Source organism: Paenibacillus sacheonensis (assembly GCF_009909195.1).
Taxonomy (GTDB): Bacteria; Bacillota; Bacilli; order Paenibacillales; family Paenibacillaceae; genus Paenibacillus_Z; species Paenibacillus_Z sacheonensis.
In genome coordinates this window covers 506,085-520,255 of record NZ_JAAAMU010000002.1, presented here as the reverse complement: position 1 = coordinate 520,255, position 14,171 = coordinate 506,085, and the positions used below count along the sequence as shown (strand labels likewise).

The 14,171-nt window shown below is 47.5% G+C and carries 13 protein-coding genes and 2 pseudogenes; 11 read left to right on the top strand and 4 right to left on the bottom strand.

What is annotated here, in order from left to right; genetic code table 11:
- The first annotated feature begins 62 nt into the window (after positions 1 to 62).
- A complete protein-coding gene (locus GT003_RS33120; RefSeq protein ID WP_420831486.1) occupies positions 63 to 311 on the top strand; it encodes a helix-turn-helix domain-containing protein in 249 nt (82 codons plus the stop codon).
- A 360-nt stretch (positions 312 to 671) separates the two neighbouring features.
- Here GT003_RS33120 and GT003_RS05320 read toward each other — a convergent pair.
- Together GT003_RS05320 and GT003_RS05315 are read right to left on the bottom strand one after the other, a co-directional pair.
- Positions 672 to 1,697: pseudogene (locus tag GT003_RS05320) on the bottom strand (IS110 family RNA-guided transposase); the annotation flags it as partial.
- Positions 1,698 to 2,007: 310 nt separating this feature from the next.
- Positions 2,008 to 2,367 (bottom strand): winged helix-turn-helix transcriptional regulator, encoded by a 360-nt coding sequence (locus GT003_RS05315; RefSeq protein ID WP_161695164.1) that lies wholly within the window; start codon positions 2,365 to 2,367, stop codon positions 2,008 to 2,010.
- A gap of 133 nt (positions 2,368 to 2,500) precedes the next feature.
- Between GT003_RS05315 and GT003_RS05310 the strand changes: the two genes are divergently transcribed.
- Positions 2,501 to 3,139 (top strand): NAD(P)H-dependent oxidoreductase, encoded by a 639-nt coding sequence (locus GT003_RS05310; protein WP_161695162.1) that lies wholly within the window; start codon positions 2,501 to 2,503, stop codon positions 3,137 to 3,139.
- A gap of 786 nt (positions 3,140 to 3,925) precedes the next feature.
- Here the strand turns inward: GT003_RS05310 and GT003_RS05305 are convergent.
- Positions 3,926 to 4,888: an NAD(P)-dependent alcohol dehydrogenase gene (locus GT003_RS05305; protein WP_161695160.1), complete on the bottom strand. Its 963-nt coding sequence runs from the start codon at positions 4,886 to 4,888 to the stop codon at positions 3,926 to 3,928.
- Positions 4,889 to 5,011: 123 nt separating this feature from the next.
- Here GT003_RS05305 and GT003_RS05300 point away from each other — a divergent pair, with 123 nt between their 5' ends.
- The 5 genes and pseudogenes from GT003_RS05300 (at position 5,012) to GT003_RS05285 (ending at position 7,736) form a co-directional block, all read left to right on the top strand.
- A complete protein-coding gene (locus GT003_RS05300; RefSeq protein ID WP_161695158.1) occupies positions 5,012 to 5,596 on the top strand; it encodes a Crp/Fnr family transcriptional regulator in 585 nt (194 codons plus the stop codon).
- A gap of 436 nt (positions 5,597 to 6,032) precedes the next feature.
- Entirely contained in the window at positions 6,033 to 6,299 is a 267-nt protein-coding gene (locus GT003_RS05295; protein ID WP_161695156.1) for a hypothetical protein, read from the top strand.
- 2 nt (positions 6,300 to 6,301) lie between these two features.
- The gene (locus GT003_RS33115; protein WP_428842589.1) at positions 6,302 to 6,652 is read left to right on the top strand and encodes a tyrosine-type recombinase/integrase; all 351 of its coding nucleotides are present in this window, start codon (positions 6,302 to 6,304) and stop codon (positions 6,650 to 6,652) included.
- Between the two features lie 133 nt (positions 6,653 to 6,785).
- Positions 6,786 to 6,890, top strand: a pseudogene (locus GT003_RS05290) (SDR family oxidoreductase); the annotation flags it as partial.
- Between the two features lie 327 nt (positions 6,891 to 7,217).
- Positions 7,218 to 7,736, top strand: a complete 519-nt coding sequence (locus tag GT003_RS05285) for a DUF3231 family protein (RefSeq protein WP_161695154.1) — start codon at positions 7,218 to 7,220, stop codon at positions 7,734 to 7,736.
- A 75-nt stretch (positions 7,737 to 7,811) separates the two neighbouring features.
- Here GT003_RS05285 and GT003_RS05280 read toward each other — a convergent pair whose 3' ends face one another.
- Positions 7,812 to 8,324, bottom strand: coding sequence for a DUF3231 family protein (locus tag GT003_RS05280; RefSeq protein ID WP_161695152.1), 513 nt, complete (start codon positions 8,322 to 8,324; stop codon positions 7,812 to 7,814).
- A 732-nt stretch (positions 8,325 to 9,056) separates the two neighbouring features.
- Here GT003_RS05280 and GT003_RS05275 point away from each other — a divergent pair.
- The 4 genes from GT003_RS05275 (at position 9,057) to GT003_RS05260 (ending at position 14,031) form a co-directional block, all read left to right on the top strand.
- Entirely contained in the window at positions 9,057 to 9,803 is a 747-nt protein-coding gene (locus GT003_RS05275) for an SDR family NAD(P)-dependent oxidoreductase (RefSeq protein ID WP_161695150.1), read from the top strand.
- 30 nt (positions 9,804 to 9,833) lie between these two features.
- On the top strand, positions 9,834 to 10,571 hold the full coding sequence (locus tag GT003_RS05270; protein WP_161695148.1) for an SDR family NAD(P)-dependent oxidoreductase: 738 nt from the start codon (positions 9,834 to 9,836) through the stop codon (positions 10,569 to 10,571).
- Positions 10,572 to 11,368: 797 nt separating this feature from the next.
- Positions 11,369 to 12,427, top strand: coding sequence for an alpha/beta fold hydrolase (locus tag GT003_RS05265; protein ID WP_161695146.1), 1,059 nt, complete (start codon positions 11,369 to 11,371; stop codon positions 12,425 to 12,427).
- A gap of 986 nt (positions 12,428 to 13,413) precedes the next feature.
- Positions 13,414 to 14,031 carry a glycerophosphodiester phosphodiesterase family protein gene (locus GT003_RS05260; RefSeq protein ID WP_161695144.1) on the top strand — a complete coding sequence of 206 codons (618 nt, stop codon included), beginning with the start codon at positions 13,414 to 13,416 and terminating at the stop codon, positions 14,029 to 14,031.
- Positions 14,032 to 14,171 lie beyond the last annotated feature (140 nt).

Below are 14,171 nucleotides of genomic sequence, written 5' to 3'. Positions count from 1 at the left end.
CTTGTTCAACAGTACATTCAGGAGCACTTGGGCGACGATTTGTCGTTGACTTTGCAGACAAAATGTATTTCAATCCGAAGTATTTTTCCAGACTCTTTCACCAAGTGACGGGTTCCTATTTGTCCGACTATATTCACGAGCGCCGGCTGTCGAGGGCCAAGGAGATGCTGGGGTATCCCCAGTATAAGGTTCATGAGGTCGCCGCCGCCATCGGATGTCATTCGGCTTCAATACGGCGTAAAACTTTTGGAGGAAGGCTCAGCGTAAAATCGCGGGAGAGGTGCCGGGCGACAAGAACATTATCTCATTAAAGGCCGCGAATATTGCGGCTTTTTGTTTTTTATGAGATCAAGTTCTTGTCAAAACCAAATGACAAGAACTTGATCCCATTACCGAAATTGACAAGAACTTGATCCCATTCCCGCGAACAGCTTAGAATTCGCATTAATGAAGCATCAAGCGAGAAATAACGTCTGCGCTACGTTGAACTCCCTCGGTAAAATGTAGTTTTCTCACGAATGCTCGCTTATTTACAGGATCTCTCCAATGGAAAAAATGGCTACCCGGATAGAAGAGGGGACGTACTGTCAAGTTTGGCAACCGAAGCGCATGGGAACAGAAGGGGCGAGTTTTCGCTCCTTTTTGTACTGCTCTGTTGCACGCTGCTCCACGAGGGCATGCCGAAGCCTTGGTCGGCCACGTTTGCTGATGGACATTTGGCCCTTCCATTTGCCTGAACTCGCTTCAGCGAGATTAAGGGCGGCATGTCGCAGCAATGCATTGCCGTGTGAATAGCCGCTGAGGTTGCCAGCTTCACCCAGAATGCCGGCGGCAGACAAGATGCTCATGCCCTTGATGGCCAGCAGCGGCTTGGCTAGTGGGATCCGGGCCAGAGTAGCCGCCACTTCACCTTCGATGACCTGCAGCTGCTCCGTAGCCAGATCGTATTCGGCAAGTAACTGTTGTAGATAAAGCTTGTAGGCTTTCTTGGCATGTTTGGCGCCAACTGAGCGCGCTGCTAGAGCTAGTAGTTCACCAGCTCTTCGTTCACCGCTGTGCCGCTTCATGACCGTTTTCCAACCGTCGACGACTTGACGAAACGTGAGTTTTTGAAGATCGGCAGGCGTAGGAAAGAGACGCAAGGTTGCTAGCGATCTGGAGCCCATGAGGTGTTTGTAAACCTGCCGCAGCTCGGGGAAGACAATGTCGACCCAGCGGTGAATCTGGTTCTTGACGCTGACGAGACGATGGACAATGGTCTCCCGGTTCGCCATGAGGACGCGGAGTTCCATGAACACTTCACTGTTTTCTTTAATGATGGTGTAGTAGCCGTTCTTCACCATGTCGGCGATAACAAAGGCATCTTTGATGTCACTTTTGGATGGGGAATTGTCGCGGTTTTCTTTGTTCTTTTTGATGAGATGAGGGTTTACCAGCACGACCTCGAGTTTGCGGTCTTTGAGCCAGGCAGCGAGGCTGTGCCAATAATGGCCGGTTGGTTCCATGTCGATGATGGTGTCGTTTAGTGTGTACGTTTCCTGCAGATCTTTCATCCACTGCAGCAGTAGGCTGAAGCCGGCATCGTCGTTGGAGAAGTGAAGCGGAGCGCCAAGCAGAATGCCACGGAAGTTGACGGCACGTGCAACGTGCGTTTGCTGGGCGATGTCGATGCCGACGACAAGGTGTTGGGTTGAAATGCGTTCGAGGAGTTGGCTTGAGCTTTAAACTTCAAGATAGAGCGACCTCCTTATGATGGCTAAAGGGCTATGACCAGTGACTAACCCATCGTACCGGAGGCGCTCGTTTTTGTGCAAAGCGCAAAATTAACGCCCTACAGGAATCCTAACGGGAGACGATAGTTGAACAAAGGAAACAAACGAGGCTGCCGCGAATATGTACGGCAGCCTCGTTAAGCTAAAAGGTACGCGGTGCCGGACGTGCCTCGTAATCACTTTAGTTTAAATTGTGACTCGCAGTAGAAGAAACGGACTAGCGTAATGTCGAACGCTAGTCCGTTTCTATATGCTCATTTTTCTCCTTACTGAGCTGCTTTCGCTCAACATGGGCCACTCCCCATTGATGTAAGGTTTCCAAAATCGGAGACAGGCTCATGCCGTATTCCGTGATGGAGTATTCCACTTTCGGCGGGATTTGCGGATAGACGACTCGTTTAACGATCTCTTCCTCTTCCAATTCACGCAGATGGAGCGTAAGCATCCTTTGAGTGATGTCGGGCAGCAATCTTCTTAGCTCATTGAACCGCAAAGTTTTACCTTGAAGTAAATGATAAAGAATAATCGGCTTCCATTTGCCGACGATCGAATCCAACGCCACAACAAATTGACATTGGAGAGGGTTCTTTTTCATACGTAGGCCTCCGAAACAGTATCTTTTTTAATACTATACCACATTATTGTGCCTACTTAAAATAAGTAAGTATATATAATATGATTATCCTTGGAAGTATAAAATGCTGATTACAGAAGGGAAGTTTTAATTCATGGCAATCGTATTGTACATTACCGCTCACCCTCTCGATCCCCAATCATCCTACAGCCTCGCGGTAGGCAAAGAGTTTATTGAAGCGTATAGCGAGGCGAATCCAGGAGATGAAGTTGTTCATTTGGATCTGTACAAAGAGAATATTCCGCAATTTGATGCTGATGTTTTAAGAGGTTGGGAAAAGCTACGATCGGGATCATCCTTCGATCAACTGACTGATGGTGAAAAGTCAAAAGTGGCTCGTCTTGAGGCGATTGTTGATCAATTCGTGGCTGCTGATAAGTACGTATATGTTTCCCCGATGTGGAATTTCTCGATTCCACCGGTTTTGAAAACATACACTGATGCGACTTCAATTCCGGGCAAGACTTTTAGATATACTGAATACGGCCCTGAAGGTCTGTTGACCGGTAAGAAAGTCTTACACATTCAAGCTAGTGGTTCTGTTTATTCGGAAGGTCCTTTATCTCCACTGGAAATGGGATACAGTTATTTGAAAAAGGTTTTACAGTTCTATGGGATTCAATCAATTGAGGCAATTTTTGTTGAAGGAACGGCATTAAAATCACAAGAGCAAGCGCCAGCTATTAAAGAAAAAGCAATTGCACAAGCTAAGGAAGCTGCCAAAAGTTTCTAATAAGGGGCCGCTCTCAAACCGGGTTCCATAAGAGCAACTCTATCAAAAGTGCAGTAATGCTGGGAAGTTGATTCCAACTACGTAGTGGCCTGTGGGCTCGAAACCAACTATGACGCAGTTAAGTTTGTGAGTTTGTATAGATCTGAATCCAATGTATTAAACAGCATTGCAGCTTCTGCACTGAGCGTGCCTGATCGGAAGGACCGATTTCAATTGGGGCGCCAGCTGCTTCTTGCGATGGTCAGCATGATCATTCCCACAATGTGAGATAGGTCCGCAGGGCTAGCGAGAATTCTAGTTTTGACCGGTAGGCCCGGCAGTTTTCTAAGGTCGGATACTATGGTCATTCTACGGTCGGCATGAAGCTGAAGAGAGCAGATCTGGCCGCGTTCCTTTACGGTCAACTGGTTGACACGAGATTTAACCGGCAAGCTCCCGCTGTCAGCAGCGGGCCGAAAAAAAACGTCTGATCGCCGAAGCGGTTCGAGCTTCGGCACGAGCGTTTATCCGTGATAGTCGGTTCTTTGGATAACGACGAGGCGATCGAGCGCGCGATCTTAGGAGCCGACGCAGTTGCGGAATTGGTCGGTATCATCAGTGAAAATTAACGCTCTACAGGAATCCTAACGGGGAACGATAGTTGAATGGAGACGCAACGGCAGCCGGTCAGACAATCGGCTGCCGATTCCATTGAATACGAAATGGCAGGATAGTTTAAGATTATTCAAACGGTGAACCGTAGCATTAGTAACGGCAAGTTTTTGCGCGAAAAGGTCACGGCTAACTTTAGAACTTAATAATCACGTTACCTTTTTTACGTTCGGTCTCTACATATCTGTGGGCATCCGGCAGGAGTTCCAAAGGATAACGACGATCAATCACCGCGTTCAGCGTTCCATTTCTTGCGAGTTCCAAGAGAAACGCCAAGTTCTCTTTGTTTTGCATAAGTCCGGCTGTTGCAAAAACAGCCCGTTTACCCTTAAACAGGGAAGTCCACATCATCTGTAGAATGATAGACAGCTTGGGTACGGTAGTCAGATAAATTCCCTTGGTCGTAAGTACACGCTTGCATGCCGAGAAGGAACGTTTGCCTACAGCATCAAAAACGACATCATAGGCTTTGTCCGACTTCGTGAAATCCTCCTGGGTATAATCAATAATGAAATCTGCACCTGCTTTTCTTACCAGACTTTCGTTGCCGGCAGAGCAAACACCAGTTACTTCAGCGTCATAGTATTTGGCTAATTGCACAGCGTAGATTCCGACAGCCCCCGAGGCACCATTGATCAGCACCTTTTGTCCCTTCCGCAACTTTGCCTTATCTCTTAGAAACGTCAACGCGGTTGCACCGCCGTCACAGATGGCGACGGCTTCTTCAAAGGTGATGTTGTCCGGTATTAACGCTAGGGGGCACTCTTCGGAAAGGCACTTGTAGTCGGCATGTGCACCAAAGGTTTTGACGCTCATCCCCAATACGCGATCCCCTGCTTTAAAACGGGTTACTTCTTTACCGATCGCTTCGATCTCTCCGGCTAATTCGCATCCTCTAATTGCATATTTTGGTCTGGACCATCCGTAGATCAATTTAATTATAGCTGGATCGCCCTTGCGAATAGCGCAGTCTGACGGTCCTACTGACGCTGCCTGGATACGTATGATAATTTCCTTGTCTCTTGGCGACGGTTTAGCTATTTCTTGCGGGACAATCACTTCAGGTGGACCATACGAGATTTGGATCATGGCTCTCATGGGTTCTCTCCTATTCTTTAGTTTGCTATTTGTAGAATATAACTGCAACGATCCTGTACAAAAGGCTCCCTAACATTAGATAATGAATATGTGTTGAACGGAAGGAGATGAATAGAAGCGGTAATGAAAAACATTTTATACAAGTACATGTCAAGATGGACTTCCCTTAACGAGGAAGATCAGCAAGTCATTGTGGACCAGATCCGTATAGAAGAATTTAAAAAGGGAACCGTTCTTATTAAACAAGGAGATGTCCCCACAAAATGTTATTTCATCTTGAAAGGCTGCGTTAGGCAGTATGCTATCGATGAGGATGGTAGAGAGGTCACATTTAATTTCTACACCGAAGAGCAAGCCATCGCCATTTTTAATCATCACAAACCAGACAAGTCGTCCGATTACACTTTCAAGTGCATGGAAGACTCCGCAATGGTCGTTGGCGACCTGGATATGGAAAAGGACATGTACATCAAACACCCTCAATTGGAGACTATGACCCGTAGGATGATCGAGGAGAACTTTAGTCAGGTCCAAGAGGAATTTGCTGCTTTTATCGCTTCTTCGCCCGAAGAACGCTTTAAGACGCTGCAAATAAAACGCCCATCTCTCATCGACCGGGTACCCCAACATCAATTGTCCAGTTATCTCGGCATTACTCCGGAGTCACTAAGCAGAATTAAGAAGAGAATCTACCAAGACCCCCGCTGATCCGATAACCCTATCCTTGGAATACCCCATGAAAACCCTCCTAAGTTTAAGTAATGATTACATTGTAACTAGAGGGATGTTTACATGCATTGACTTAAGTTAAGAGACGAGCCTGGATATTGGGAACCTGCGTATGTCGTGAGAAAAACGAAAATTGCCTTTACTGACTGCGCGGAGAACCGTATCACTTATATGTGGGAAAGCGTTGAAAGTTGATTCAGCTAACGGGAAACTATAGTTCAATGATCCAGGAGCAGTTTGCCGCCGCGGCAGCTGCTCCTTATTTCATTAAGCTAAAAGCAGTTTAGCGCAACTACTCTCAATTCGTTAACGATAGTCCGGTGAACCATTAGTTTCGTACAAACCTTTAGTATTGTAACTATTTTACATTCCTAACGTCATATATATTATCTTGTAAGAAAGGGAGTGGACAGAATTGAGGAAGGCACTTATTCTGGGTGCTGTCGTGACGACGTTGGCAGTAGGGGGTACAGCGGTGTATGCCCAGGTAAATCAAGGACAAGGAAATCCAGTGATTGGTCACAAGAAATTTACTCAAGTGGAAGCCCGGTACTACCTTAATCTGATGGCCGATGTATTGGCTGGAAAATTACCAGCTTCCGAAATGAGTAAAGCGCGAGATTTTATTCTTGCACATCCAAAAGCGCATCAATCCATTATTGAACGTTACCATATTAAATAGGTATGTATGAGGTCAGGGTTCCCACTTTCCCTATGCTAACGAGACGCTATGGAGAGGTCGAGAAAATAAACATTGAGGATCTAAATTGGGAGAATTGCTCCGCCATTGTAAATGGAAAAGGTTCAAAACAAAGAGAAAATTACTTCACAACAAAGTGTAAAGTATGGTTGAAGAAGTACTTGGCAAGCCGTAAGGATTCGTGTAAGGCCTTATTTGTAACAGACACTAATCCGGTTAAGCGCATGGCCATTCCAACTCTTAGGTGGGCGATAAAGCGGCTGGCAGTTCGCGGACAATCGAGGCAAACGTATACCCTCAATTTCGTCATACTTATGCATGCCGCTATTAGATAATGGGGCACCGTTAGATTTTATTCAAGGAATGCTTGGCCATGAAAAAGCATCGACAGTCACACGATCGGATGCCGTCCATTGAAGTAACGGGGAGAATAGTTTAATAACGACACCAGTTGAACCGATTGAGAAGCGGCCCGAGCAGGTCGCCGATTTGGTGTTATTCCTCGCTTCCGACCAGTCCAGCCATATTACCGGCACGAAGATTTCCATCGACGGAGCCGAGACGCTCTTGTAGGCTACAGGGCCGAATGGCGGCGTTTCAAGATTGAATTCATCTGATAAAGTGCAGGAAAGAAGAAACGGCAGCTAGGCAATTCAATTTGAAACAGGAGCTAATTGTTTTAATGCCATGTTTGCGCTTGTTGGTTTTTTAGCGTCGACAATTGCTGCAGGACGCATTGAAGCTGCCGGTAATAAGGTAAGAACAACTTCAAGAGGTGTATAAGTATGCCTATTATTTCAAGGTTCTGCGCAGGATAGTCGCGCTTTCCCAGGTTATATTATAAATGTTCTCGGCTGCGATCCGGGCACGACACAATTCCTTTGAAGGAGCGATCACAGCATGGGTGTTTTAAGTGGCAACCCAAAAGACGAACCATTGCATTACGGCGAGATTTTCGCAATTTGGGAGGCATCGACGATGGCAAAAGGCCTCGTTTCCTCTTACAACGCACTAAAATTCCACACGGGGGACATGGATCTTCGTGCGATCTTGGAAGACTGCATTCAACAAGCACAATTGGAAATCAGTGAGTTGGACGAGATTTTGATCGCCAACGGCATTACGCCGACTCCTAAGCCGCCGGAACGCCCGGAAGCGAAGCTGGAGGAGATTCCAGTTGGGGCAAGATTCGCCGATCTGGAGATTGCGGCTATTTTATCGACAAATCTGGCCGCCGGCCTAGTTGCCGCTAGTACGGCGATGGGGCTGTCGATTCGTGAAGACGTCGGCGCCTTATTCGGCAAATATCATGTGACCAAAGCCGCTCTCGGCGTAACAATGCTGCGTCTGAGCAAAGAGAAAGGGTGGCTGATACCGCCGCCACTTCAAATCAAGCGTCCGGAAGCCGTAGGCGTATAACGCTGCAACACAAACAGAGGGCAGTCCGTGGAGTGACGGGCTGTCCATATTTCGTTTTTTGCATTGCTACTTTGGTTAATGTTCCGGCCGACGTATCTGAAGTGGAGGAGGAACGAGCCAGCCTTTCTCTTTGCTTATTCCCAGTGCGACTGCAGACGATGCAAGATGGAGGGCGTAGTACTTCGAGAACAACAAGCCGACGTCGATGCGGATCGAACTCCCGGTAATTTGACTGCAAGCTACCAGACCAGCAGCCAGATTCTCGCCAACTGCGACCGCGATTTCTACATCTGAGAAACGGGCGCCGGCTGGAATTTCTTCCAGTCTCACCGACGGGCGCTCCGGTAGGGAAGGCGGGGGCATTATGCCATTATGGACGAGTAGTTCGTCACATTCTTCTGCGGCTTGCCGAGCCTGTTTAACGAGATTGTTCAATAAACGCTTCAAATCATTATCGCCTGCGTGCGATAGGTAGAGCTGATAGGTGGAAATGGTCGTTTTCTTCTTTGCCGAATAGATCCAAATATGAAAGATTTCGCCGTAATGCAGCGGTTGGTCTTTTGGATTCCCCTCATTCAGAATTCCCATTTTTTCGCTCCTTATATTGGCACATTTTACCCCCCCCAGTATAGCCACTTGAGGCCATTTATAGACTTATACAACATGTGTGAAAAAACATCCGTAAGCTCACCTTCGAGGAACGTTAGCTCAACAAACCTCAACAGCAGCTGATCATTACGTGCGGCTGGGAGAGAAGAGAGATGGAACCGCAATAATTCGGCTCAAATTCGAATGCAAGAAAGGGAAACTAACTTGATGTCGGGTGACAAGAACATTATGTCATTAAAGGCAGAATATCGCGGCTTTTTGTATTTATGGGATCAAGTTTTTGTCAAAACCAAATGACAAGAACTTGATCCCATTTCCGAAATTGACAAGAACTTAATCTCATTGCCGACGGTTGGAAGGGATGACTGCAACGATCAACAGGAGAATTCTGTTCCGCTGTCACTTCAGCGACGAAAAATTGATACGAGTAATGTAATGTAACTTACTGCTAACCATTTCGTGTTTGTATTAAACTAAGCCGTAGCTGAGGTTTAGGTAAAAGCTTTATTGAGCGATCAGCTAAATTGGACAGTTAATGCGTAAGAAAGGGAGTGAACAATGAATCAATCCATAATTGAAAATATATGTTTTTGGTCTGGAGCGAAGCAAATGTGCACCAAGATCCTGAATTCAAAAGCTGAGGATGCTCTGCGATTAGAGTGAGCACAATGTCAATGGATGTAACCTGGAACATCACACGGAGGAATAATCATGGGTAAATTAGATGGTAAAGTAGCAGTCGTAACAGGTGGTACGAGCGGTATCGGTCTTCAAGCAGCGAAGCAATTCGCACAAGAAGGTGCTCATGTCTATATCACGGGACGCAGGCAAGCGGAGCTTGATGAAGCAGTAAAACAAATCGGGAACAATGTAACCGGCGTGCAAGGAGACATTTCCAATCTGGAAGATCTGGATAAGCTCTATGCGACGGTAAAGAAGCAAAGCGGGCATTTGGATATTCTCTTCGCGAATGCAGGGCTTGGACATATGCAGCCATTGGGTGAAATTACGGAAGAAATTTATTATAAAACGTTTGATGTTAACGTGAAAGGCACGATTTTCACTGTTCAAAAAGCTCTTGCATTGTTTCCGGATAAAGTTGGATCCATCATTCTGACGGGGTCTACTGCGGGTTCGATCGGTGATCCTGCATTCAGCGTCTACGGAGCATCAAAGGCAGCCATTCGGCAGTTGACTCGTAACTGGATCCTTGACCTCAAAGGAACTGGCATTCGTGTAAATGTACTAAGTCCAGGATTCGTTAATACGCCTGCCTATGATTACTTGTTCGGCGAGAATAAGAATGCCGTTCTTGAACATGCGAAAAACATAACGCCTCTAGGCCGAGTGGGAACGGTTGAAGATATTGCCAATGCCGTCATGTACCTTGCTTCAAGTGAAAGTAGTTACGTGAATGGAATTGAGCTATTCGTAGACGGCGGGGTTGCTCAAATTTAATTTTTTAATAAATGAATGGAGGTTTCATAAATGGAGAAATTTGAAGGTAAAGTTGCGGTAATCACTGGAGGGACCAGCGGTATTGGCCTTGCGACAGCGAAACAATTCGTTGCAGAAGGGGCTCATGTGTTCATTACCGGACGCAGACAAAGCGAACTGGATGCGGCTATAAGTGCAATCGGGGAGCGAGTGACAGGCGTACAAGGCGATATCTCCAAACTTGAAGACTTAGACAAGCTATTCGAGACGGTAAAACGAGAGAAAGGGCATTTGGACATCTTGTTCGCCAACGCAGGAGTCGGAACTTTTCTTCCACTCGGTCAAATCACGGAAGAACAATACCGAAGCACGTTTGACGTGAATGTGAAAGGAACCCTGTTCACGGTTCAAAAAGCCCTGCCTCTGTTTCCAAATAACATCGGCTCGATTATCATGACGGGATCTCAGGCAAATTCTGCTGCTTTCAGCGTCTATGGAGCATCTAAAGCTGCGATCAGACAGTTGGCTCGCAATTGGATCCTAGATCTGAAAGGTACAGGCATTCGCGTAAACATCCTAAGTCCCGGAATGGTTCAAACGCCTGCCTATGATCACCTATTTGGAGAGCATGTCGATGCCGTTGTTGAACAAGCCAAAAATATGATTCCATCAGGCAGAGTGGGAACGGTTGAAGAGATGGCCAATGCTGTGATGTTCCTTGCATCTGATGAAAGCAGTTATGTTAATGGCATCGAGTTATTCGTAGATGGCGGTCTAGGTCAGATTTGATGACAGCTATGTAAATGGCGTGGAATTAATCGTTGATGGCTCTTTGATACGATGTCCAAAGAACCTCAAGAACTTGATAACATTCCCGACATAGTTAAACGTCGTCGGAAATTGTCGGGTGACAAGAACATTATCTCATTAAAGGCCGCGAATAACGCGGCTTTTTGTATTTATGGGATCAAGTTCTTGTCAAAACCAAATGACAAGAACTTGATCCCATTACCGAGATTGACAAGAACTTGATCTCATTTGACGCTTCTACTCCAAATGATATCAATGCCTCGGTTAAACTAAATTATGCTGATGACCTTGATTATCCACCAGTGGACTATCACGTTGTTAGAAACGGCGATAATTATAAAGTAAAAAAACAATTTTGCGTATTCAGTATGAATTCGGGTTCTCCAACTTATGGTACTGCAAAATGCAGTAATGTAAAGTCTAATAAGACAAGTGTTAGTATTTCTACTTTTAAGTTTCGGGGCTGTTTTTTATTCTCATAAAAACGTATGGATTGTGTTCTGTCGGGTACGATTTCGTCTAGGAGCTATATTACATGCCTTTGAAATGATTGAATCAGATCATTTATTTAGTACAACAATATTAGGGTGATGGTTGCCGCTATGTCCGCGCGCTCATCGTTCGGCAACGACGAGTTGCTGCGTGAATGGACGATGGCCTTATGCAAAATACGAACACGGAACCCTAACATCCGAAACTCCAATTATTCGGAAGTCGTGTATCGTTTAACGCAGATCTGATTATCGAACTACCTCAACCGCGATAGGAGAATTCAAATGAACAAGCATGTCATCAACAAACGTCTCCTGGGAGGCGCCCTGATTGCCTTCTCCCTAGTGCAGGCCGTAGTCCCGTCGACGACGCACGGTCAGGCCGCCGAAGGCCACGCAACAAAATTGGGCATCTTAGCGAAGCTAGAAACAGCATCGCAAGCACCGACTTTTGCAACGATCAAGCAGATCAAGGCAGGCGGACTGAACATGGGTTACGTCGATGAGGGACCGAGGAAGGGACCAGCCGTCATCCTGCTGCATGGCTGGCCCTACGACATCCATAGCTACTTCGAAGTCCTGCCGAGGCTAACGAAAGCCGGCTACCGCGTCATCATTCCCTACGCTCGCGGCTTCGGCACCACAAGTTTCCTCGATCCGGATGCCCAACGTAACGCAGAGCCGGCCGCTTTGGCGTCCGACGTCGTGGCACTGATGGATGCTCTGAAAATCGACAAAGCCATCCTGGGCGGCTATGACTGGGGTGCCCGCAGCGCCGACATCGTGGCAGCCCTATGGCCAGAGCGGGTAAAGGGATTAGTAGCGGTCAGTGGTTACCTAATCAGCGGCCAAGAAGCCGGCAAGCGACCATTGCCGCCGGAGGCCGAACAGCAATGGTGGTACCAATTCTATTTCGCCACAGAACGCGGGCGCGAGGGGTATCAGAAGAATCTTCATGATTTCGCTAAGCTGATCTGGAAAAATGCATCGCCGAAGTGGAACTTCGATGACCGCGTGTTCGAACGCAGCGCCGAAGCACTCAAGAATCCGGATCAAGTCCCCATCACGATTAGTAATTACCGATGGCGCCTTGGTCTCATTCCGGGCGAACCCCGCTATGCGGCATTGGAAGCACGCCTGGCCGAATCGCCGCCAATCACGGTGCCGACCATCACCATGGAAGGCGATGCCAATGGCGCTCCCCATCCGGCGGCCGCTGACTACGCAAAGTACTTCACCGGTAAGTACAAGCATGTGATCGTTCGCGGCGGTATCGGCCACAACTTGCCGCAGGAGGCGCCGGAAGCATTTGCCGATGCGATCATCGAAGTCGACCATTTATAACGCGCTGAATTAAAGCTTGAGGAATTGGTATTATCCCCTTCAAGTAGACACTCAAAAAAAACCTTCATGTTATCATGGAGGTTTGAGTGCCACTTGGAGGGGATATTTTTATGGCTAAAGAGGGACAAACATTTCAGTCCTACACTGATGAATTCAAGCTGAAGGCGGTCAAAGCGTATGTTGAGGGCTCAGCGAGTTACAAGGTCATTTCTGAACAAGAAGGAATCCGTAACTGTTCCCAACTGAAAGTTTAGGTGAAGAAATGGCAAAACGGGGAGCCATTCCATGAGCGGAAAGGCAACGAGTTTAATCCACTGAAGAGGCGTCCTCGCACCGTCTTTGGCAGCGTCGAGGAAGAATGAGACTACTTGAAGGCGCAGGTGAATTACTTAAAAAAGCGGTATCCAAATCTAATCAAGGAGGAGCACTGGCCAACGAAAGAACTACGAAATAATTGTCGGATGACAAGAACATTATGTCATTAATGGCCGCGAAAATCGCGGCTTTTTGTATTTATGGGATCAAGTTCTTGTCAAAACCAATTGACAAGAACTTGATCCCATTACCGAGATTGACAAGAACTTGATCTCATTCCCGAACAGAGAACCATAAGCGCATACATCGCTTGATGAAGATGCAGGGAATCCAGTCAGTCATTCGTAGAAAGAGAAAGAAATACGCCCCTACAACCGCTTAATTGATTTTATTTATTTCGACTGTCTACTTGACGGGGTGCTGATCAACGCCAGCAGCCGCCCCTCATCCGCTAACCGCCGCTTAGACGGGTCCGTTCTAGCGTCCGCTTAAGCCTCCGCCGTTCATGCACGGTCCGACCCGATCCGCATCGGCAACGAACATTCGACGAAAGAGAGGGTTCAGCATGCACAAAACATTGACGGCAGCCCATACGGGCTGCGGCGTTTACCCCGACAATACGTTGGCGTCGTTCCGCGAGGCCGCCGAGAGCGGAGCAGCAAATCGCGGAAGTGGACGTCCATGTCGCAAGGGGAGGCACGCCGGTCCTGCTGCATGACGATTCGCCTTACCTGCGCGAGTACTGTTACGAGCAGTTGAATGATCTTGCTGTCAGGACATTGCTTAGTCCCGCGTATGCCGAACACGAAATCGTAACGTTAGAGCAGCTCTTGCGCGTATCGGAATGGATGAACATGCTGCTTAATTTGGATTTGAAATCGGCTGCCGCCATCGAACCCGCCGCCGAGCTCGTGCGCCGTTTCGGCGCGCAGAATCGAATCTTCTTCACGGGGACGACCGATTCCATGACGGAGCGCTTCCCGGATATCAACGTGATGTTCAATACGCCGGACGCATTGCACCTCGGACAGCGGCAGCGCTATGACGAATTTGCGGACGCCGTCTGCCGGGAGGCGCAATTAGGCGGCTATAGGGGGTTGAACATGGAGGCGTCGACCTGCCGCCAAGTGGTGGTCGATCGCGCCCATGCCGCGGGACTGCTCGTGTGGGCGTATACCGTGAACGAACGCAGCGAGATGGAGCGGCTGCTCGCCATGGGCGTGGACGCGATCACGACGCGTAAACCGGAGCGATTGTTAAAAATTATTGAAGCTTCAAAAAACGTCTAGCTTTCTGCCGGAAGAGTTGCTATAATCTTGCCATGAAAGTGCTTACTTTTCCAATTCGTTTAGGGAAAGTAAATTTTTTTGAACCAATCTGGAATCGTTACCAGAGGAGGGTCAAATGGCAACGGTTCGAACGACCATTT